The following is a 19403-nucleotide window of genomic DNA, read 5'->3' on the forward strand; positions in this document are numbered from 1 at the left end:
CGCCGATGGATAAGCGGCGTTCGCTCGGCTGAGGGAACGCCGCTTATGGCTGTGCAGATCAGACGAAGCAGAGGGTCAGGGGTTCGGCCACATAGGCCGGTTTTTCCTGGCCTTCGATTTCCAATACCGCGCGAACCTTGAGCAGCCACTGACCTGGGTTCTTCTCGTTGGCGTCGGTCAGGGTCACCACCAGGCGTACCCTGGAGTCGACTTTGACCGGCTGGATGAAGCGCACGCTGTCCAGGCCATAGTTGATGGCCATTTTCAGGCCCTGGGGCATGATCATGATGCCTTCCATCAGCATGGGAATCAGCGACAACGACAGGAAACCGTGGGCGATGGTGCCGCCGAAGGGGGTCAGCTTGGCCTTTTCCGGGTCGACGTGAATGAATTGACGGTCGCCGGTGCATTCGGCGAATTGATTGATGCGTTGCTGGTCGATGGTCAGCCAGTCGGAGCGTCCTAGTTCCTTGCCCACATAGTTGTTGAGTTCTGTTACGGGTACTGACGGCATAGTTCCTCCTTGAGGAGACGGGTGATTTATTGTTTTTCGAGTCGAACCGCTCAGGCCATAGATCATCACGCGGATCGGTGTCGGGTCAAGTGCGCGCTGCCTTGCTGAATCGCGGGTTATACAGGGCGGGCGCTTTGCCGGCCTATAATGGCCGCGCTGGGCCATGGCCCGAGGGCCAGACGCTCTGCTTATGCGCTCGCCGCTGTTCGTCAACCGATTCGGAGATTCACTCATGCTGTTACGCGGCCTGTCCTGGCTGGTGCTGTGCCAATTGCTCGGCACTGGAATCAACGTCTTGTTGTTGCCGATGTTGCCGGGGCCGATCATCGGCATGTTGCTGCTGTTGCTGTTCCTGCTGGTGCATGGCGAGGTCAGCGAGCCCTTGCACGTCGCCTCGAGCAACCTGCTCAAGTACCTGCCGCTGTTGCTGGTGCCGCCCGCGGTGGGAGTGATGGTCTATGCCGATGCGATTGCCGCGGACTTCTGGGCGGTGGTCGGGGCGTTGACCTTGTCGCTGGTGCTGTCGGTGGTGTTCGCCGGCTGGATGATGCAGAAACTGATCGAACGTCAGCAGCGTCGCCGGGAGGAGGCATGAACCTCGACTGGTTCGGCGCCTGGCAGGCGGTCGCCCATCACCCCTTGTTTGGCGCCGGGATCACCCTGGGCGTTTACCAACTGGCCATCGCGGCTTACGAGAAGACCCGCTGGATGTTCCTGCAGCCGGTGCTGGTGTCGATGACGGTCGTTATTGGCGTGCTGCTGTTGTGCGGCCTGAGTTTCGCCGAGTACAGGGTCAGCGCCGAAGCCCTGACCCTGTTCCTCGGCCCGGCCACGGTGGCCTTGGCGGTGCCGTTGTTCCTCAATCTGCGACGGATCCGCCAGTTGTTCTGGCCGACCGTGCTGACCCTGCTGATTGCCGGGGCGCTGGCGACGGTGCTGGGCGTGGCATTGGCCTGGTGGTTCGGCGCCGACTCGCTCATGTTGATGAGCATGGCGCCGAAGTCGGTGACCTCGCCGATCGCCATGCTGGTGGCCAGCCAGATCGGCGGTACTGCCGCATTGGCCGCGGTGTTCGTGATGCTCACCGGGGTGGCCGGGGCGATGCTCGGGCCGTCGCTGTTGCGCCTGTTCGGCGTGCATCATCCCGCCGCAGTCGGCATGGCCCTGGGCATGACCGCGCATGCGGTCGGTACCGCCCGGGCCATGCAGGAAAGCGAGGAGTGCGGCGCTTTCGCCGCGCTGGCGATGAGTCTGATGGGCATGCTCACGGCGGTGCTATTGCCGCTGGCGATTATCTTCCTGACATGAGAACGACCCCATGAAACTATCCCTGTTTCCGCTCGATACCGTGTTGTTTCCAGGCTGCCTGCTCGATTTGCAAATATTCGAGGCGCGCTATCTGGACATGATCAGTCGCTGCATGAAGCAGGGCGAGGGTTTCGGCGTGGTGTGCATCGTCGAGGGGCAGGAAGTCGGCGAGGCCGCCGGGCACTTTTCGGCGATCGGTTGTGAGGCGCGGGTCTGCGATTTTCAGCAGCGGCCCAACGGGTTGTTGGGGATTCGGGTCGAAGGCGGCCGCCGTTTCAAGGTGCGCCGCGCCCAGGTGTTGCCGGATCAACTGACCGTCGCCGAGGTCGATTGGCTGGAGGAGGCGGCGGAGCAGCCCCTGGGTTTCGAGCATGCGGATCTGGCGGCGTTGCTCGAGGCGCTGGCCGAACACCCGCTGGTCGCCGCCCTGGGCATGAATCAAGCGGTCAGCGGTCAAACGGCCCTGGCCAATCAACTGGCCTACCTGTTGCCCTTGGCGCTCGAGCAGAAACTCCAGCTGCTCGAACTCGATACGCCGCAGGCGCGCCTGAGCCAGCTGCAACTCTGGCTCGAGCAACTGCAGGGCGAGAGCGGCGCGGCTCAGTAGCGATAGAGCAGCAGGCCTTCCGACAGATGCCAGGCGGCAATGGCGCCGAGCAGCGCCAGGCATGCCGGCAGCACCAACCACCACACCCTGGCCGATAGCGCTGCCAGCGGCATGCGCCATTGCGTCAGGCCCAGACTGAGCGCGCACAGGCCACCAGCCAGCAGGGCGCCGGCGATGACGTCGCTTGGCCAGTGCACGCCCAGGTACACCCGCGACAGGGCGATGCTCAGCGCCGGCAAGCTGGCCAGCAACAGCCAGGCCAGGCGCAGGCGCGCCGGTTGCTCGCGTCCGGCCAGCACCCCGAGCGCCAGGAAGAAGGCGAATGCCGCCGAGCTGTGGCCGCTGGGCAGGCTGAAACTGTTCAACGGCTCAAGCAAGACATCCGGGCGATGCCGGGCGAGCAGGGCTTTCAGCGCGCTGTTGGCCAGTGCGGTCGCGAGCAGGGTGCCGCCGGCAAAGCACAACGCCCGCCACTGCCGAGCCAGCAGCAGCAACAGGCAGAGCAGCAACGCCGCGGCCAGCTGGCTGCGCAGATCGCCGAGGCGGGTGATCAGCACCATCGATGCGTCGAGGCTGGCATTGCGCTGCTCCTGAACCAGGGCGAGCAGGCCCTGGTCGAGCAGGCCGAGGCGCGGCCAGCCAATCAGCAGGCCGAGCAACAGCAACAGGCTCAAGCCTGCAGCGATCCAGCTGGCGCGGCGTTGTTCGTGCAGGCAACTGTGCACGCTGAGCAGCAGCAAGGCGGCCAGGCCGGCGGCGAGTACCGCGGTTTGTGGCCAGAACCCCTCCGGCAGCGGCAGGCGCAAGGCGGCGCCGGTGGCCCAGCCAGGCAGCAGGTAGGCGAGCGCCCAGCCGGCCGAAGCGACCAGGCTGACCAGCAGAAAACGCCCGAACGGCATATTCAGCATGCCGGCGATCATCGGCAGCATCGGCCGCAACGGGCCGATATAGCGCCCCACCAGCAGGCTGGCGACGCCGTAACGCTGGAAGTAGAGCTCGGCACCCGTCAACCATTCGGGGTGGTGACGCAGCCCCGGCAGACGGCGGATGTCCTGATGGAAATAGCGCCCCGTGGCATAGGACAGCAGATCGCCGAGCAGTCCGCCGCAATAGGCCAGAACCAGGGTGGTGCCGAGCGTCAGGGCGCCGTTGCCGGCCAGTACGGCGACGGCGAACAGCAAAAGAGTGCCCGGCACCAGGATCCCGACAATCGCCAGGCATTCGGCGCAGGCGATCAGGACGATGGTCAGGCCCAGCCACTCGGGATTGTTCGTGAGCCAGAGGCTCAAGCTGTCGAGCCATGGACTCATCGATGCTCATCCTTGGCGGCGAGTAGGTAGAAGTCGCGGCCTTCGACCTGGCCGCGGCGCAGTGGGTTGCGTGTGCAATGGCCGGCAAAGGCGGCGTCGACGAAACGATAAGGCAGATGCTCGTCGCGCCCGCTCGGGATGCCCAGGCGCGAAGTCTGCACGACCCGACTCGGACGCTCGCCGACATCCTCGACGAACAGGTGTTGCGGGTCGAAGCGCCGCGCATCCCAGTCCGGCACTTTCAGGCCAAGCGCTTTGCATAGCAAGGTTTGTCCGGCGCAGAGTTTTCCCGCGGGGCGCGGACGGCCCTGGCTGTCCGGGTTGTTGCTCTGCATCCGCGCCAGGCTGGCGTCGGGCGAGTGCGAGTCGAGCCAGGGGTAGGCCGATTTGATCAATACCGCATTGCCGGGGCCCTGGGCGCTGAAGTTCAGCGAGTCGCCGCCACGGGCGTAATACATGTAGATGTGCCCGCCGCCGAGGAACAAGGCCTTGCGCTTTTCGGTGTAGCCGAGCGAGGCGTGGCTGCCTTTCTCCGCCAGGTAATAGGCCTCGGTCTCGATGATTCGTGCGCTTAGCCAGAGTTCGCCGCAGCGGTGGCGAATGACTTTGCCGAGCAGGTCGCGGGCGAGCTGGCGCGCATCGCGGTCGAAGAAACTGTCGCTCAGGGCGCGGGCATCTGGCCAGGGCGAGCTGCGGGTGGGGGCGTGAGGCATCTGAGGTCACTGGTCGATAGCGGGGTATTAGGCTGGACGCGATGATAACAACAAGAGCCGTGGCGGTGCCTGAGGCGGTCTGCGCGGGCAGGCCCGCGCCACTGCTTGTCCACTATCCGCCAGGCGCCGCTGTGCGTGGGGCGGTGGCGCCGCTATAATCAGCCGCTTTAGTTATTGCCAGGCTACCGAGACCATGACCGAGTCCGTGCTCGACTATATGACCCGCCTGGGCCGTGCGGCCCGCGCTGCCGCCTGCGTGGTCGCCCGCGCCAGCACCGCGCAGAAGAATCGTGCCCTGTACGCCGCCGCCGAGGCCCTGGATGCCGCGCGTGCCGAGCTGAGCGCCGCCAACCAGCTGGATCTGGCCGCCGGCCGCGCCAATGGCCTGGAAGCGGCGCTGCTGGATCGTCTGGCGCTGACCCCGGCACGGATCGACGGCATGATCGAAGGGCTGCGCCAGGTCGCCAGCCTGGCCGACCCGGTCGGCGCGATCCGCGATATGAGTTACCGTCCGTCGGGTATTCAGGTCGGCAAGATGCGCGTGCCGCTCGGCGTGATCGGCATCATCTACGAGTCGCGGCCCAACGTGACCATCGACGCCGCCAGCCTGTGCCTGAAGTCCGGCAACGCCACCATCCTGCGCGGCGGCTCGGAAGCGATTCACTCCAACCGGGCGATTGCCGCCTGCATCCAGCGCGGCCTGGCCGCCGCCGAGCTGCCGGCCGCCGCCGTGCAGGTGGTGGAAACCACCGACCGCGCCGCCGTCGGGGCGTTGATCGCGATGCCCGAATTCGTCGATGTGATAGTGCCGCGCGGCGGCAAGAGCCTGATCGAGCGGGTCAGTCGCGACGCCCGGGTACCGGTGATCAAGCACCTGGATGGCATCTGCCATGTGTATGTCGACGCCCTGGCCGAGTTGGCCAAGGCCCAGGCCATCGCCTTCAACGCCAAGACCTACCGCTACGGCATCTGCGGCGCCATGGAAACCCTGTTGGTCGATCAGGCGGTGGCGGCGGCATTCCTGCCTTCCATGGCGACGATGTTCGCCGAGAAGGGCGTCGAGCTGCGCGGCTGCGAACGCACCTGCGCGCTGATCCAGGCAACGCCTGCGACCGAGGAGGACTGGAGCACCGAATACCTGGCGCCGATCCTGTCGATCCGCGTGGTCGACGGCCTGGATCAGGCCATCGAGCATATCAATCGCTACGGCTCGCACCACACCGACGCCATCGTCACCGAGCATCAAGGCCGCGCCCGGCGCTTCCTCGCCGAGGTCGACTCCAGCTCGGTGATGCTCAATGCGCCGACCTGTTTCGCCGACGGCTTCGAGTACGGCCTGGGCGCCGAGATCGGCATTTCCACCGACAAGCTGCACGCCCGCGGCCCGGTGGGATTGGAAGGGTTGACCTGCGAGAAGTATGTGGTGATCGGCGACGGTCAACTGCGCGGGCAGAATGCCTAAACGCATCGGCCTATTCGGCGGCACCTTCGACCCGGTGCATATCGGCCACCTGCGCAGTGCGTTGGAAGTGGCGGAGTTCATGGCCCTCGACGAGTTGCGCATGATCCCCAGTGCACGACCGCCGCACCGCGAGGTGCCGCAGGTGTCGGCGCGCGATCGTCTGGCCATGGTCGAACTGGCGGTGGCCGGCTTGCCACCGCTGTGCGTCGACAACCGCGAACTCAGGCGCGACAAGCCGTCGTACAGTATCGACACCCTGGAGTCGTTGCGCGCCGAGTTGGCGGTCGACGACCAGTTATTCCTGATCATCGGTTGGGATGCCTTCTGCGGGCTACCCAGCTGGCACCGCTGGAACGAGTTGCTGGAGCACTGCCATATCCTGGTGTTGCAGCGCCCGGATGCCGACAGCGAAGCGCCGGAAACCTTGCGCAACCTGCTGGCGGCCCGCAGCCTCAGCGACCCGCTGACCCTGGAGGGGCCGGCCGGGCAGATTTCCTTTATCTGGCAGACGCCCTTGGCGGTATCGGCCACGCAGATCCGCACGCTGCTGGCGAGCGGCAAGTCGGCACGTTTTCTGGTGCCCGATGCGGTACTCACCTATATCCACGCGCACGGACTTTACCGGGCGTCGAATTGAACACAAGGCAAACGAGTTACTTATGAAGAAGCAAAAAATGCTCAGCGAAGACCTGGTCAAATTGGCCATCGCCGCCCTGGAAGACATCAAGGCGCAAGACATCACCACCATCGATGTGCGCGACAAGACCAGCATCACCGACTACATGGTGATCGCCAGCGGCACCTCCAGTCGTCACGTCAAATCGCTGGTCGACAACGTGCTGGAAAAGGTCAAGGAGCAGGGCGTGCGCCCGCTCGGCAGCGAAGGCCTGGACTCTGGCGAGTGGGCATTGCTCGACCTGGGCGATATCGTCGTGCATGTGATGCTGCCCACCGCGCGGCAGTTCTACGACCTCGAGCGCCTGTGGCAGGGGGCCGAGCAGAGCCGCGCGCAGCACGGCACGGATCACGAGTAAGGGCTGCCTGGGGTGCGGATCAAGCTGATCGCCGTCGGCTCGCGCATGCCGCGCTGGGTGGAAGACGGCTGGCAGGAATACGCCAAACGCATGCCGGCGGAGCTGGCCCTGGAGCTGGTCGAGATTCCGCTGACCACCCGTGGCAAGAATGCCGATGTGGCGCGGATGATTCGCCAGGAAGGCGAAGCCATGCTGGCCAAGGTGCTGCCCGGGGAGCGCATCGTCACCCTGGAGGTCGAAGGGCGGCCGTGGCGCACCGAGCAGTTGGCTGTCGAACTGGATAAGTGGCGCCTGGATGCGCGCACCGTCAACCTGATGGTCGGCGGTCCCGAAGGTTTGGCGCCGCAAGTGCAGGCCCGCAGCGAACAGCGCTGGTCGCTGTCGCCGCTGACCTTGCCGCACCCGCTGGTACGCATCCTGATCGGCGAGCAGATCTATCGAGCCTGGACCCTGTTGTCCGGCCATCCTTATCACAAATAACCAGCAGTCATAGATGCCGCAGCCGATTCGCCTCAAGGACCACGAAAAAGACGCGCGCCTGATTCGCCGGCGTGCGCTGGTCGGTGCCTTGGTGTTTCTGCTGCTGACCGCGACCTTGGTCGCGCGCATGTATTACCTGCAGGTGGTGCAGTACGAGTACCACTCGACCCTCTCGGAAAACAACCGGGTGCACGTGCAGCCGATTCCGCCGACGCGCGGGCTGATCTTCGACCGCAACGGGGTGATAGTGGCCGACAATCGGCCGAGTTTCAGCCTGACCCTGACCCGCGAACGCGCGGGCGACTGGGAGCAGGTGCTGGATGTGATCGTCGAGGTGCTGGGGCTGAGCGAGGACGAGCGGACGCTGTTCGAGAAACGGGTGCGCCAGGGCCGTCGGCCGTTCGAGCCGGTGCCGGTGTTGTTCGAGTTGAGCGAAGAGCAGATTGCCTCGATCGCGGTCAACCAGTTCCGCCTGCCGGGGGTCGAGGTGGCGGCGCAACTGGTGCGCCATTATCCCCAGGGCGAACACTTCGCCCATTCGGTGGGCTATGTCGGACGGATCAACGAGAAAGAACTCAAGGAGCTCGATCCGGTGGCGTACAGCGGTACCCACCATATCGGCAAAACCGGTGTCGAGCGCTTCTACGAGGAACAGTTGCACGGCGAGGTCGGCTACGAAGAGGTCGAAACCAACGCCCGTGGCCGCGTGCTGCGAGTGCTCAAGCGCATCGATCCGCTGCCGGGCAAGGATGTCATGCTGACCATCGATGTGCGCCTGCAGGAAGCCGCCGAGGCCGCGCTGGGCGGGCGCCGCGGCGCCATCGTGGCGATCCAGCCCGACACCGGCGAGGTGCTGGCGATGGTCAGCCAGCCGAGCTTCGACCCCAATCCGTTCGTCACCGGCATCAGCTTCAAGGCCTATGCCGAACTGCGCGACTCGATCGATCAGCCGTTGTTCAACCGCGTCTTGCGCGGCCTCTACCCGCCCGGCTCGACGATCAAGCCGATGATGGCGGTGGCCGCCCTGGATGCCGGGGTGATCACCCCCACTTCGCGGGTGTTCGATCCGGGGTTCTATCAATTGCCGAATAACAGCCACAAATACCGCAACTGGAATCGCAGCGGTGACGGTTGGGTGAGCCTGGAAATGGCGATCATGCGCTCCAACGACACCTACTTTTACGATTTGGCGCACAAGATGGGCATCGACCGCATGTACGACTACATGAGCCGCTTCGGCCTCGGTCAGCGGGTGGCCCTGGACATGTTCGAGGAAACCGCCGGGCTGATGCCGTCGCGGGACTGGAAGCGGGCGCGCTACCGTCAGCCCTGGTACCCGGGGGAGACCCTGATTCTCGGCATCGGCCAGGGCTACATGCAGACCACGCCGCTGCAATTGGCCCAGGCCACCGCGCTGATGGCCACCCGTGGCAAGTGGATTCGTCCGCATCTGGCCAAGACCGTCGAAGGATTGCCGCCGGTCGACCCTGCGCCGCTGCCGGATATCCAGTTGCGTGACCCGAAAAGCTGGGACTCGGCGCGTTTCGGCATGGAGCAGGTGATGCACGGCCCGCGTGGTACCGCGCGCAAGGTCGGCGACAGTTCGCTCTACCGCATCGCCGGCAAGAGCGGCACGGCGCAGGTGGTGGCGATCAAGCAGGGTGAGAAGTACGACCGCAACAAGGTGCAGGAGCGCCATCGTGACCACGCCCTGTTCGTCGCGTTCGCCCCGGCAGGCAATCCGCAGATCGCCGTGGCGGTGATGGTGGAAAATGGCGAGTCCGGCTCGGGTGTGGCCGCCCCGGTGGTCAAGCAGGTGATGGATGCCTGGCTGCTGGACGACAACGGCCAGCTCAAGGCCGAGTACGCCATGCCCGTGGGCGCAGGGGTCAGTCAGCGATGAACGCTAATTTCGATCGCGTGCTGTCCAGCGAGGACGTGCTGCGCCGCCGTGCCAGCCTGCTGCAGCGCCTGCATATCGACGGCATTTTGCTGCTGTTGCTGCTGATTCTGGCGGTCGGCAGCCTGTTCATTCTGTATTCGGCCAGCGGCAAGAACGTCGAGCTGTTGGTCAAGCAGGCCAGTTCCTTTGGCATCGGCCTGGTCGGCATGTTCATCATCGCCCAGTTCGAGCCGCGCTTCATGGCGCGCTGGGTGCCTTTGGCGTATGTGGCCGGCGTCGGCTTGCTGGTGGCGGTGGATGTGATGGGCCACAACGCCATGGGCGCTACGCGCTGGATCAATATTCCCGGGGTGATCCGCTTCCAGCCCTCGGAGTTCATGAAGATCATCATGCCGGCGACCATCGCCTGGTACCTGGCCAAGCGCAGCTTGCCGCCGAGCTTGAAGCACGTTGCGATCAGCCTGTCGTTGATTCTGCTGCCGTTCGTGCTGATCCTGCTGCAGCCGGATCTGGGCACCTCGTTGTTGGTGATCGCCTCGGGCGCCTTCGTGTTGTTCATCGCCGGCTTGCAATGGCGCTGGATCACCGGCGCATTGGCGGCGGTGGTGCCGATCGCCGTGGCCATGTGGTTCTTCGTTCTGCGCGAGTACCAGAAGCAGCGCGTACTGACCTTTCTCAACCCGGAGAGCGATCCGCTGGGCAGCGGCTGGAACATCATCCAGTCGAAGGCGGCGATCGGCTCTGGCGGGGTCTTCGGCAAGGGCTGGCTGCTCGGCACCCAGTCCCACCTGGACTTTTTGCCGGAAAGCCACACGGACTTTATCATCGCCGTGCTCGCCGAGGAGTTCGGCCTGGTCGGCGTCTGCTTGTTACTGCTGGTTTACCTGTTGTTGATCGCGCGCGGCCTGGTGATTACCGTGCAAGCGCAGACGCTGTTCGGTAAGCTTCTGGCCGGCGCGCTGACCATGACGTTTTTCGTTTATGTGTTCGTCAATATCGGTATGGTCAGCGGCTTGCTGCCGGTGGTGGGGGTGCCGCTGCCGTTCATCAGCTATGGTGGTACTTCGCTGATTACCCTGCTGGCAGGGTTTGGCATTTTGATGTCGATCCACACGCACCGTAAGTGGATTGCACAGGCTTAAATTGGGGTTATGAATTCAATGCACATATTGCGTGGCTGGGCTGCACGGCAAACACTTTGGCTCGGTCTGGCCGCCGCCTTGAGTGTGGTTCAGCCGGCGCTCGCCGCTGATTATCGGGATTCGCCGCAGGTTCGCGAGTTCGTCGCCGAGATGAGCCGCGATTACGGCTTTGCCGCGGAGCAACTGGATCGCCTGTTTGCCGAAGTGCAGCGCAAACAGACGATTCTCGACGCCATCTCGCGTCCGGCGGAGAAGGTCAAGCCCTGGAAAGACTACCGGCCGATCTTCATCACCGACTCGCGGATCGCCCGCGGCGTGGACTTCTGGCGTCAGCACGAAGCGACCCTGGCGCGCGCCGAGGCCGAATACGGCGTGCCGGCGCAAGTGATAGTGGCGATCATCGGCGTGGAAACCTTCTACGGTGGCAACACCGGCAGCTACCGGGTGATGGACGCGCTCTCGACCCTGGCCTTCGATTATCCGCCGCGCGCACCGTTCTTCCGCAAGGAGTTGCGCGAGTTCCTCATGCTCTCGCGCGAGGAACAGGTCGATCCGCTGACCCTCAAGGGTTCCTACGCCGGAGCCATGGGCTTGCCGCAGTTCATGCCGAGCAGTTTCCGCGCCTATGCGGTGGACTTCGACGGCGACGGCCATATCAATATCTGGACCAATCCGGTGGATGCCATCGGCAGCGTGGCCAGCTACTTCAAGCGCCACGGCTGGCTGCCCGGCGAGCCGGTGGCAAGCCGCGCCACGGTCGCCGGCGAGCAGGTCGAGCAGGGCCTGAGCGCCGGCCTCGATCCGCAGCTGAACGTCGACCAATTGCGCCGCCTCGGCTGGTCGAGCAGCGCTGCGCTGGACGGCGAGATGCCGGTCACCGCCTTCCGCCTCGAAGGCGCGCAGGGCGACGAATACTGGCTGGGCTTGCCGAACTTCTTCGTCATCACCCGCTATAACCGCAGCGTGATGTACGCCATGGCGGTCAATCAGTTGGCCGAATTGCTGGTCGACGCACGAGGGGCCAATTAATGTCGGGCCTGCCGTTCCAGTTTGCCGCCTGTGCGGCCCTCGCCCTGTTGCTGGCGAGTTGCACGTCCAGCCGTGTGCCGCACCCGCAGGCGCCGCTCAAGCCGGGTGCGCCGCTTAGCGGCCCGGGCGACTTCAGCCGCCCGCACAAGGACGGCGCGCCCTGGTGGGACGTCGACGTCTCGCGGATCCCGGACGCCGTGCCGATGCCGCACTACGGCCCGGTCAAGGCCAGCCCCTACGTGGTGTTCGGCAAGCAGTACTACCCGATTCCTGACGCGCGCCGTTATCAGGCGATTGGTCCGGCGTCCTGGTACGGCACCAAGTTCCACGGTCAGGCCACCGCCAACGGCGAAACCTACGACCTGTACGGCATGACCGCCGCGCACAAGACCCTGCCGCTGCCCAGCTACGTGCGGGTGACCAACCTGGAAAACGGCAAGACGGCGATCCTGCGGGTCAACGACCGCGGCCCGTTCTATTCGGATCGGATCATCGACCTGTCCTTCGCCGCCGCGAAGAAACTCGGCTACGCCGAGAGCGGTACCGCGCGGGTCAAGGTCGAGGGCATCGATCCCCACGAGTGGTGGGCTCAGCAGGGGCGCCCGGTGCCGCTGGTGCTGGCCGCGCAGCCCGCGGCTCGGGTCAAGACTGTCGCCCAGCCGCTGGCGCCGCCGCTCGAACAGTACTCGCCGCCGGCGCAGCAGCATGCCGCGGCCGTGCTGCCGGTGCAGATAGACGCAAAAAAAAACGTTTCAGGCGCAGCCTCTGGCCTGTTTCTCCAGGTGGGAGCCTTCGCCAATCCGGACGCTGCGGAGTTGCTCAAGGCCAAGTTGAGCGATACGGTGGCTGCGCCGGTGTTCATCAGCTCAGTGGTGCGCAACCAGCAGATCCTGCATCGGGTGCGCCTGGGCCCGGTGGGCAGCCAGGGCGAGGCTGAGCAATTGCAACTCAGCGTGCGCCTGGCCAACCTCGGTCAGCCCAGGCTGGTCAAGGCGGATTGAGACGGCACTTATCCACGCGGTTCCGGACTAAGTACACGACTGGATGCGCAACATACTGCGGCTACCCACATCACCTGATTTGCCCTTTCGGGCCTGTTCGACCATTAGCAATCTAGAGAGACGGATGAATATCACCAGCTTTGCCCAACGCGTTTGCTTGTCACTCCTGCTGCTCAGCGCACCGGCCGTCTGGGCCAGCCCGATGGCGATTCCGGCGCCGCCGCAGCTGGCGGCTAAATCCTATGTGCTGATGGATGCCGCCAGCGGCAACGTTCTGGTCGAGGAGAATGCCGACGAACGTCTGCCGCCAGCCAGCCTGACCAAGTTGATGACCGCCTACCTGGCGACCCTGGACATCAACCGCGGTCAGATCAAGCAGACCGACATGGTGCGTATCAGCGAGAAAGCCTGGCGCATGGGCGGCTCGAAGATGTTTGTCGAGGTCGGCAAGGAAGTCTCGGTCGACGACCTGCTGCATGGCATCATCATCCAGTCCGGCAACGATGCCAGCGTAGCGATTGCCGAGCATATCGCCGGTAGCGAAGAAGCCTTCGCCGACATGATGAACAGCAATGCCCAGCGCCTGGGCATGAGCAATAGCCAGTTTCGCAACGCCACCGGCTGGCCGGATCCCGAACATTTCTCCTCGGCCAAAGACATGGCCAAGCTGGCACGCGCAATCATCTACGAAGATCCGCAGCACTACGCCATCTATGCACAGAAGGAATTCCTCTGGAACGGCATCAAGCAGCCCAACCGCAACCTGCTGCTGTGGCGCGACAAAACCGTCGACGGTTTGAAAACCGGGCACACCGACGAGGCCGGCTATTGCCTGGTGTCTTCCGCCGTACGGGATGGCATGCGCTTGATCTCGGTGGTGTTTGGCACCAATAGCGAGCAAGCCCGCGCCGCCGAAACCCAGAAGCTGCTGACCTACGGCTTCCGCTTCTTCGAGACCCGCACCTTCTATCAGAAAGGTGCCGAACTGGCCCAGGCCCAGGTCTGGAAAGGCGCCACTCGTCAGCTCAAGGCCGGCCTGGCTGACGACCTGACCCTGACCATGGCGAAAGGCCAGCTGGACAAGCTGCAAGCCGGCATGACCCTCAATCCGCAACTGGTCGCCCCTATCCAGCAGGGCGATGTGATCGGCAAGGTCGAAGTCAAATTGGCCGATGAGGTGATCCATAGCGTCGATCTGGTGGCCCTGGAAACCGTCGAGGAAGGTGGCCTATTCCGCCGTCTGTGGGATAGCATTCGGCTGTTCTTCTTCGGGTTGTTCAACTGACTCACCCCGACGCCTCTACCCGGGCGTCCTGTTCTGGACAGGCCACAAGCCTGCTGATGCCATGACCGATACTGACGTTCAAGCCCCAAAAATCGAGTTCCCCTGCGAGCGCTACCCGGTCAAGGTGATCGGCGATGCTGGCGAAGGCTTCACCGAACTGGTGATCGCCGTGATCCAGCGCCACGCGCCGGATTTCGACGCGACCTCGTTGGTGGTGCGCGACAGCCGCAACGGCCGTTTCCTCTCGGTGCAGGCGCTGATCACCGCCACCGGGGTGGAGCAGTTGCAAGCGCTTAACCTCGATCTGCGCGCCACTGGTCGCGTGCACATGGTGTTGTGATGAGCCTGGGGGTTCGCGAGCTCGGCCTGGTCGACTACGAGCCGACCTGGCAGGCCATGCAGCGCTTCACCAGCCGGCGCGATGCCGCTACGGCGGATGAAATCTGGCTGTTGCAGCATCCGCCGGTGTTTACCCAGGGGCAGGCGGGCAAACCCGAGCACCTGCTGTTACCCGGCGATATCCCGGTGGTGCAGGTCGACCGTGGCGGCCAGGTGACCTATCACGGCCCCGGCCAACTGGTGGCTTATCTGCTGCTGGATGTGCGTCGCTCGGGGATGGGCGTGCGCGAGCTGGTCAGCCGCATCGAGCGCAGCCTGATCGCCACCCTGGCCAGCTATGGCGTGACCGCCAATGCCAAGGCCGATGCGCCCGGGGTTTACGTGGATGGGGCGAAGATCGCTTCGCTCGGCTTGCGTATCCGCAATGGCCGCTGCTTTCATGGCCTGGCGTTGAATGTGGACATGGATCTGCAGCCGTTTCGCCGAATCAACCCCTGCGGCTATGCCGGTATGGCCATGACCCAGTTGGCCGACCTGGTCGACGAGCCGCTAGAACTCTCCGAGGTCAGTGCCCGGCTGCGGGAGCAGCTGGTCAAGCACCTCGACTACGCGCAGCAGAAGACCCTGACGGGCGCAATAGGCTGACCGGCCGCGGGGTAGGTAGGTGGGGATAAACCAGGCGCCTGCCCCTAGCAGTTAAAACCTAGGGGTAGGCGTTACACGGCCCTATCACTTCAGATTGAGGGTCGGGATCAGGCTGCTGTCGACCGTCTGGCCCGGCACCGGTACTTGGGCGGCCAGGCCCAGGTTGTTTTTCTCGAACACCCGGTCGGCGCGGTAGCTGGAGCGTACCAGCGGGCCGGCGGCCACTTCCATAAAGCCCTTCTCCAGGCCGATATCGCGCAAGCGATTGAACTCTTCCGGGCTGACCCAGCGCTTGACCGACAGGTGGTTGCGGGTCGGCTGCAGGTATTGCCCGAGGGCGAGAATGTCCACGCCGATGGCGCGTAGGTCATCCATGGTTTCCAGGACTTCTGCGTCGCTTTCGCCCAGGCCCAGCATCAGGCTGGTCTTGGTCAGGATGTCCGGGCGATGGCGCTTGGCGTGCTCCAGCACGCGCAGGGTCTTCTCGTAGCCGGCGCGGGGGTCGCGCACTTCATGGGTCAGGCGCTTGACCGTCTCGACGTTCTGCGCGAAGACCTCAAGACCCGAGTCCACCACGCGCTCGATGGCCAGCGGGTCGCCGTCGAAGTCCGGGGTCAGGGCCTCCACCACCACCTGCGGGGTGCGCTCCTTGATGGCGCGCACACAGGCGGCGTAGTGTGCGGCACCGCCGTCGTCCAGATCGTCGCGATCCACCGAGGTCAGCACGATATAGCGCAGCGCCATCAGCTCCACCGACTTGGCGGTGTTCTGTGGCTCTTCCTGATCCAGCCAACCGTTGGGGTTGCCGGTGTCCACGGCGCAGAAGCGGCAAGCACGGGTGCATACCGAGCCCATCAGCATGATGGTGGCGGTGCCGTTGGACCAGCATTCGCCCATGTTCGGGCAGTGCGATTCCTCGCACACGGTGCTCAGGCGGTGTTCGCCGACATTGCGCTTGACCGCTTCGAAGCGGCTGCCGCCGGGTGCCTTGACCCGCAGCCACTTGGGCTTGGGTTCGTACACCTGGGGTTCGCTTGAGGCACGGTGCTTCTGCCCGTCCTTGATCGCGGCGATGCCCTGAGTGGTGCGGAATTTTTCGCCGCTGGCAACGGTTTTGGGTTGGGAGGTATCGGACATCGGCAATCTGGGCTCCGCTAGAGGCTCCGTGGACGAGGCGGCTTGTGGCCGCCGCGCAGTTTAGCACAGGAGCTGACCGTTCAGTCCGTCGAGCGCGCTGGGCTTTAATGTTGCAATTGACCTATGTCCCGGCCATGCCCTCAGAGCGGCGTACGCAGCCGCACCAGCAGTTCCTGGGTCGGGTAGCCGTCGGCGGGCCAACCCAGGTGTAACTGAAAGGCGCGCACGGCCTTGCGTGTGTTGGCGCCAATGATGCCATCGGCCGGCCCTGGCTCGAGGCCGTTCTGCGCGAGCAATTGCTGCAACTCGATGCGCTCGCTGCGGCCCAGTTGGCGCTCCTCGCGGGGCCAGGCGGCACGTATGCCAGCGCCGCCGCGCAGGCCGTCGGACAGCAGGCCGATAGCCAGGGCGTAAGCGGTCGAGTTGTTGTACTTGAGGATGCTGCGGAAATTGCTCAGCAGCAGGAAGGCGGGGCCGCGATGGCCGGCCGGCAGCAGCAGGGTCGCGCCGGTTGCGGCGGCTACGTCCTGGGCGGGCGGATTGAGCGGTGCGACGCCCAGGGCGACCCACTCGGCCAGGCTGCGGCGCAGTTCCGGGTCGGCCAGGCTGTAGTCGAACGTCTGCGGCAGGCGTACCTCGAAGCCCCAGGGCTGGCCTTGCTGCCAGCCCGAGGCTTGCAGGTAATGGGCTGCCGAAGCCAGGGCGTCAGCCGAGGAACCCCAGAGGTCGCGGCGGCCGTCGCCGTCGAAATCCACGGCATGTTCGTTGTAGGTGGTGGGCATGAACTGGGTCTGACCCATGGCGCCGGCCCAGGAGCCGAGCAGGCGCTCCGGGGTGATGTCGCCGTGCTGGAGAATCTGCAGCACGGCGAGCAGCTGGCTGCGCCAGAACACTTGGCGGCGGCCTTCGTAGGCCAGGGTGGCGAGCGAGCGGATCACGTTGTGATTGCCGATATTGCTGCCGAAGTTACTCTCCAGGCCCCACACCGCCACCAGGGTTTCGCGATCCACGCCGTAGCGTTGTTCGATGCGTGCGAGGGTGTTGCCGTGTTGCAACAGCAGGCTTTGCCCGCGGCTGATGCGCAGGGGCGAGACCGCGCCATCGAGATACTCCCACACCGGCCGGGTAAATTCCGGTTGGCTGCTGTCGGCGAGCAGTACGTCGGGGTTGGGGCTGACGCCGGCGAAGGCGCGATCGAACAGCTCGGGGTCGATACCGGCGGCAATCGCATCGCTGCGCAGCAGGGCGCGCCAGTCGGCGAAGCTGAGCTTTGCGCGGGCGGCTATGGGCTGTTTGATCGGGGTGCTGCTTGGGTGGTCGGCTACGGTTGCCAGCGATTGCGCAGGCGCTTCGGCACAGGCGGTCAAGAGCAGAAGGAGGCAAGCCGAGGTGATGTGGCTCAGGCTGCGAAGTAGCAGGTTGGGCATGGCGGTCTCAAGGCGTTTTTGCAGGCCGTTACCTTAGCACGGTTGGGGCTCCAGGCGGGCCGCAGCGGGGTTTCAGGCGACCAGAAGGACTGAAGCCTCCCAGTTTTGCTGGGAGGCTTCGCGGCGGTAACTGCCTTTGCCTTTGCCGGGCTTTTCCTGACGACAGCGGAACAGCGGCTGGGCGATCAGGGATTTGGCCTTGTTCGGCCGTGCTTTGCGGTTTTTGGCCATGCTCCATCCTCATTGGCGGCCCGCGACGCGCGGGTGCGTGAATGATGATCCGCTGGTTAAAAAATGTCCAGTCGGCAAGTTGGGCTTACCGACCCGCATTCGGGCTTATGCCGGGCGGTTACCAGGCAGGCTCGCTGGCCAGATCCAGGCGTTGCCCGCACAGGGCCAGGGTCAACAGGCGCAAGCCGCTCCAGGGGTCGCCCGCGGCTTGGCCCTTGATCTGCGCGTCGATGCGCTGAGCGTCCTGCAGCAGCGCGGCCCAGCGTGTGGCCGAAAGGCGTTGCAGGGCTTTGCTGACCAGGGGGCGGCGCTTGTCCCAGACCGGCGGGCGCGCCGAGCTGAAGGCCTTGTCCAGCGGCATGCCCTGGGCGTATTGCTGGGCGATGGTGGCGAGCAGGCGGATCTCGCGGGCCAGCGCCCAGAGAACCACCGGCGGCTCGACCCCTTCGCCGCGCAGCCCTTCGAGGATGCGCAAGGCATGCGCGGCCTCGCCGTTGAGCGCGGCATCGATCAGGCCGAACACGTCGAAGCGCGCGCTGTCGGCCACCGCGGCGTGCACCGTGCTGGCCTCGATCTGCCCGCCTGCGGCGAGCAGCTTGAGCTTCTCGATTTCCTGGGCGGCGGCCAGCAGGTTGCCTTCCACCCGCACGGCGATCATTTCCACGGCTTCCTGGCTGGCACTCAGGCCGGCCTGGGCCAGGCGCTGGCGAATCCATTGCGGCAACTGCTGAGCATCCACCGGCCAGATCTGCACGAACTGACACTGCGGGCCGTCGATCAGGGCCTTGGCCCACTTGGTCTTCTGTGCGCTGCCGTCGAGTTTCGGCAGGCTGATCAGCAGCACGGTGTCTTCCGCTGGACGCGCCAGGTATTCGAGCAGGGCGGCCGCGCCCTTGTCGCCCGGCTTGCCGGAGGGCAGGCGCAGTTCCAGCAGGCGCTTGTCGGCGAACAGCGAGAGGCTGGCGCCGGCCTGCAGCAGGGTGCCCCAATCGAAACTGGCGTCGGCGTTGAATACCTGGCGTTCGCTGAACGCCTGCTGGCGGGTGGCGGCACGAATCGCGTCGCAGGCCTCCTGGCACAGCAGCGGTTCGTCGCCACTGACCACATACACCGCCGCCAGGTTGCCCTGGAGGTGTTTGCCGAGTTGTGCGGGGTTGAGTTTCATCAGGCGCTAACAGGCGGGGCCGCGGCGGCGACCCCGACAGGTCTATTGGCTGGGTGTCGGCAGTTGCACGGGCGACTGCTGCGGTTGCGCGGCTTCACGCTGGCGGGCGGCCTCCAGGGCATCGGCTTCGGCCTTGGCCTTGGCGGTGGCGGTCTGTTGCAGCTGGTCGAGCTGGGCCGATGTGACCAGGCGCAGACGCTGGACCAGTTGTTGGATCAGTTCGCGGCGCATTTCGCTGCGCAGCTGGGCCGCTTCCTGATCGGAGCCGACCAGGTTGTTACCGTCCTGGGCGTAGACGTTCTGCACTTCCAGCTGGTTGCTGGTCAGCAGCAGGTTCTGGGCGCCGCGAATCTCGTAATCGAGGGTCGTGGTCAGTTCGTATTCGGCGCTGCGTGCCGAGCTGGTGTAGCTGGCGGTGCGCTGGCTTTCCTGCTCGTTGCTCAGCACCAGGCGATAGGCGGCGCCCGGGTGGACGCGCACGCCGTTGTCTTGCAGCACTTCGCGCACCTGCTTGAGCGTATCGCCGTAGGCGTTGCGCGCGCTGACGTCGAGCTCCTTGAGGGCGAACTCGACGCCGCCGGTGCCGCGCAGCTGGAAGCCGCAGGCGCCGAGCAGCGCGGCGAGGCCGATTACCAACAGATTCCGTTTCATCATCTTTGCTATCCCCTTGG

The 19403-nt window shown here is 65.0% G+C and carries 22 protein-coding genes; 14 read left to right on the plus strand and 8 right to left on the minus strand.

From position 1 onward, the window contains the following. Positions 1–58: 58 nt before the first annotated feature. Complete coding sequence (locus tag P8H27_RS03970; RefSeq protein ID WP_289635353.1) at positions 59–514, minus strand: MaoC family dehydratase; 456 nt, start codon at positions 512–514, stop codon at positions 59–61. Positions 515–746: 232 nt separating this feature from the next. On the opposite strand from P8H27_RS03970, the gene P8H27_RS03975 reads away from it, so the two are divergent. The 3 genes from P8H27_RS03975 to P8H27_RS03985 are packed head-to-tail and all read left to right on the plus strand — an operon-like array spanning position 747 to position 2429. Further along, entirely contained in the window at positions 747–1109 is a 363-nt protein-coding gene (locus tag P8H27_RS03975) for a CidA/LrgA family protein (RefSeq protein ID WP_289635354.1), read from the plus strand. Beyond that, positions 1106–1822, plus strand: coding sequence for an LrgB family protein (locus P8H27_RS03980; protein ID WP_289635355.1), 717 nt, complete (start codon positions 1106–1108; stop codon positions 1820–1822). The genes P8H27_RS03975 and P8H27_RS03980 overlap by 4 nt, the downstream gene beginning before the upstream one ends. A 10-nt stretch (positions 1823–1832) precedes the next feature. Then, positions 1833–2429 (plus strand): LON peptidase substrate-binding domain-containing protein, encoded by a 597-nt coding sequence (locus tag P8H27_RS03985; protein WP_289635356.1) that lies wholly within the window; start codon positions 1833–1835, stop codon positions 2427–2429. Here P8H27_RS03985 and P8H27_RS03990 read toward each other — a convergent pair. Together P8H27_RS03990 and P8H27_RS03995 are read right to left on the minus strand one after the other, a co-directional pair. Beyond that, positions 2423–3739 (minus strand): bifunctional DedA family/phosphatase PAP2 family protein, encoded by a 1317-nt coding sequence (locus tag P8H27_RS03990; protein ID WP_289635357.1) that lies wholly within the window; start codon positions 3737–3739, stop codon positions 2423–2425. The two genes, P8H27_RS03985 and P8H27_RS03990, sit on opposite strands and share 7 nt — an antisense overlap. Next, positions 3736–4452, minus strand: coding sequence for a DNA-3-methyladenine glycosylase (locus P8H27_RS03995; RefSeq protein ID WP_289635358.1), 717 nt, complete (start codon positions 4450–4452; stop codon positions 3736–3738). Before P8H27_RS03995 ends, P8H27_RS03990 begins: the two co-directional genes overlap by 4 nt. Before the next feature lie 193 nt (positions 4453–4645). On the opposite strand from P8H27_RS03995, the gene P8H27_RS04000 reads away from it, so the two are divergent. From P8H27_RS04000 to lipB, 11 genes are all read left to right on the plus strand, one after another. Beyond that, positions 4646–5914 carry a glutamate-5-semialdehyde dehydrogenase gene (locus P8H27_RS04000; protein WP_289635359.1) on the plus strand — a complete coding sequence of 423 codons (1269 nt, stop codon included), beginning with the start codon at positions 4646–4648 and terminating at the stop codon, positions 5912–5914. After that, the gene (gene nadD / locus P8H27_RS04005; RefSeq protein ID WP_289635360.1) at positions 5907–6551 is read left to right on the plus strand and encodes a nicotinate-nucleotide adenylyltransferase; all 645 of its coding nucleotides are present in this window, start codon (positions 5907–5909) and stop codon (positions 6549–6551) included. The genes P8H27_RS04000 and nadD overlap by 8 nt, the downstream gene beginning before the upstream one ends. 37 nt (positions 6552–6588) lie before the next feature. Beyond that, entirely contained in the window at positions 6589–6948 is a 360-nt protein-coding gene (gene rsfS, locus P8H27_RS04010; protein WP_289635595.1) for a ribosome silencing factor, read from the plus strand. 12 nt (positions 6949–6960) lie between these two features. Then, complete coding sequence (rlmH, locus tag P8H27_RS04015) at positions 6961–7428, plus strand: 23S rRNA (pseudouridine(1915)-N(3))-methyltransferase RlmH (protein WP_289635361.1); 468 nt, start codon at positions 6961–6963, stop codon at positions 7426–7428. A 13-nt stretch (positions 7429–7441) separates the two neighbouring features. Beyond that, positions 7442–9331 carry a penicillin-binding protein 2 gene (mrdA, locus tag P8H27_RS04020; protein WP_289635362.1) on the plus strand — a complete coding sequence of 630 codons (1890 nt, stop codon included), beginning with the start codon at positions 7442–7444 and terminating at the stop codon, positions 9329–9331. Between the two features lie 38 nt (positions 9332–9369). Next, positions 9370–10473 (plus strand): rod shape-determining protein RodA, encoded by a 1104-nt coding sequence (gene rodA, locus P8H27_RS04025; RefSeq protein WP_289635596.1) that lies wholly within the window; start codon positions 9370–9372, stop codon positions 10471–10473. 18 nt (positions 10474–10491) lie between these two features. After that, on the plus strand, positions 10492–11502 hold the full coding sequence (mltB, locus tag P8H27_RS04030; RefSeq protein ID WP_289635363.1) for a lytic murein transglycosylase B: 1011 nt from the start codon (positions 10492–10494) through the stop codon (positions 11500–11502). Further along, complete coding sequence (locus tag P8H27_RS04035) at positions 11502–12503, plus strand: septal ring lytic transglycosylase RlpA family protein (RefSeq protein ID WP_289635364.1); 1002 nt, start codon at positions 11502–11504, stop codon at positions 12501–12503. The genes mltB and P8H27_RS04035 overlap by 1 nt, the downstream gene beginning before the upstream one ends. 124 nt (positions 12504–12627) lie before the next feature. Beyond that, entirely contained in the window at positions 12628–13788 is a 1161-nt protein-coding gene (locus tag P8H27_RS04040) for a D-alanyl-D-alanine carboxypeptidase family protein (protein ID WP_289635365.1), read from the plus strand. A gap of 61 nt (positions 13789–13849) precedes the next feature. Beyond that, entirely contained in the window at positions 13850–14128 is a 279-nt protein-coding gene (locus P8H27_RS04045; RefSeq protein WP_289635366.1) for a DUF493 domain-containing protein, read from the plus strand. Then, positions 14128–14772: a lipoyl(octanoyl) transferase LipB gene (lipB, locus tag P8H27_RS04050; RefSeq protein ID WP_289635367.1), complete on the plus strand. Its 645-nt coding sequence runs from the start codon at positions 14128–14130 to the stop codon at positions 14770–14772. Before P8H27_RS04045 ends, lipB begins: the two co-directional genes overlap by 1 nt. Positions 14773–14856: 84 nt before the next feature. On the opposite strand, the gene lipA is transcribed toward lipB, so the two are convergent. From lipA to lptE, 5 genes are all read right to left on the minus strand, one after another. Next, entirely contained in the window at positions 14857–15909 is a 1053-nt protein-coding gene (gene lipA / locus P8H27_RS04055) for a lipoyl synthase (protein WP_289635368.1), read from the minus strand. A gap of 140 nt (positions 15910–16049) precedes the next feature. Beyond that, a complete protein-coding gene (locus P8H27_RS04060; RefSeq protein ID WP_289635369.1) occupies positions 16050–17336 on the minus strand; it encodes a lytic murein transglycosylase in 1287 nt (428 codons plus the stop codon). A 72-nt stretch (positions 17337–17408) separates the two neighbouring features. Beyond that, positions 17409–17567, minus strand: coding sequence for an alternative ribosome rescue factor ArfA (gene arfA, locus P8H27_RS04065; protein ID WP_289635370.1), 159 nt, complete (start codon positions 17565–17567; stop codon positions 17409–17411). 118 nt (positions 17568–17685) lie between these two features. Continuing rightward, complete coding sequence (holA, locus tag P8H27_RS04070) at positions 17686–18732, minus strand: DNA polymerase III subunit delta (RefSeq protein WP_289635371.1); 1047 nt, start codon at positions 18730–18732, stop codon at positions 17686–17688. 42 nt (positions 18733–18774) lie between these two features. Beyond that, entirely contained in the window at positions 18775–19386 is a 612-nt protein-coding gene (lptE, locus tag P8H27_RS04075) for an LPS assembly lipoprotein LptE (protein ID WP_289635372.1), read from the minus strand. Positions 19387–19403: the final 17 nt, after the last annotated feature.

Origin of the sequence: Pseudomonas sp. sp1636, assembly GCF_030376615.1 — a bacterium.
Taxonomy (GTDB): domain Bacteria; phylum Pseudomonadota; class Gammaproteobacteria; order Pseudomonadales; family Pseudomonadaceae; genus Aquipseudomonas.

What these genes read in the sequence shown, in the direction of transcription:
- holA (WP_289635371.1), bottom strand. Translation starts at nt 18,732, where the DNA reads ATGAAACTCAACCCCGCACAACTCGGCAAACACCTCCAGGGCAACCTG.
- P8H27_RS04040 (WP_289635365.1), top strand. Translation starts at nt 12,628, where the DNA reads ATGAATATCACCAGCTTTGCCCAACGCGTTTGCTTGTCACTCCTGCTG.
- P8H27_RS03980 (WP_289635355.1), top strand. Translation starts at nt 1,106, where the DNA reads ATGAACCTCGACTGGTTCGGCGCCTGGCAGGCGGTCGCCCATCACCCC.
- P8H27_RS04000 (WP_289635359.1), top strand. Translation starts at nt 4,646, where the DNA reads ATGACCGAGTCCGTGCTCGACTATATGACCCGCCTGGGCCGTGCGGCC.
- P8H27_RS03990 (WP_289635357.1), bottom strand. Translation starts at nt 3,739, where the DNA reads ATGAGTCCATGGCTCGACAGCTTGAGCCTCTGGCTCACGAACAATCCC.
- P8H27_RS04060 (WP_289635369.1), bottom strand. Translation starts at nt 17,336, where the DNA reads ATGCCCAACCTGCTACTTCGCAGCCTGAGCCACATCACCTCGGCTTGC.
- P8H27_RS04035 (WP_289635364.1), top strand. Translation starts at nt 11,502, where the DNA reads ATGTCGGGCCTGCCGTTCCAGTTTGCCGCCTGTGCGGCCCTCGCCCTG.
- rsfS (WP_289635595.1), top strand. Translation starts at nt 6,589, where the DNA reads ATGCTCAGCGAAGACCTGGTCAAATTGGCCATCGCCGCCCTGGAAGAC.
- mrdA (WP_289635362.1), top strand. Translation starts at nt 7,442, where the DNA reads ATGCCGCAGCCGATTCGCCTCAAGGACCACGAAAAAGACGCGCGCCTG.
- P8H27_RS03995 (WP_289635358.1), bottom strand. Translation starts at nt 4,452, where the DNA reads ATGCCTCACGCCCCCACCCGCAGCTCGCCCTGGCCAGATGCCCGCGCC.
- lipA (WP_289635368.1), bottom strand. Translation starts at nt 15,909, where the DNA reads ATGTCCGATACCTCCCAACCCAAAACCGTTGCCAGCGGCGAAAAATTC.
- P8H27_RS03975 (WP_289635354.1), top strand. Translation starts at nt 747, where the DNA reads ATGCTGTTACGCGGCCTGTCCTGGCTGGTGCTGTGCCAATTGCTCGGC.
- lptE (WP_289635372.1), bottom strand. Translation starts at nt 19,386, where the DNA reads ATGATGAAACGGAATCTGTTGGTAATCGGCCTCGCCGCGCTGCTCGGC.
- P8H27_RS03985 (WP_289635356.1), top strand. Translation starts at nt 1,833, where the DNA reads ATGAAACTATCCCTGTTTCCGCTCGATACCGTGTTGTTTCCAGGCTGC.
- lipB (WP_289635367.1), top strand. Translation starts at nt 14,128, where the DNA reads ATGAGCCTGGGGGTTCGCGAGCTCGGCCTGGTCGACTACGAGCCGACC.
- nadD (WP_289635360.1), top strand. Translation starts at nt 5,907, where the DNA reads ATGCCTAAACGCATCGGCCTATTCGGCGGCACCTTCGACCCGGTGCAT.
- arfA (WP_289635370.1), bottom strand. Translation starts at nt 17,567, where the DNA reads ATGGCCAAAAACCGCAAAGCACGGCCGAACAAGGCCAAATCCCTGATC.
- P8H27_RS03970 (WP_289635353.1), bottom strand. Translation starts at nt 514, where the DNA reads ATGCCGTCAGTACCCGTAACAGAACTCAACAACTATGTGGGCAAGGAA.
- mltB (WP_289635363.1), top strand. Translation starts at nt 10,492, where the DNA reads ATGCACATATTGCGTGGCTGGGCTGCACGGCAAACACTTTGGCTCGGT.
- P8H27_RS04045 (WP_289635366.1), top strand. Translation starts at nt 13,850, where the DNA reads ATGACCGATACTGACGTTCAAGCCCCAAAAATCGAGTTCCCCTGCGAG.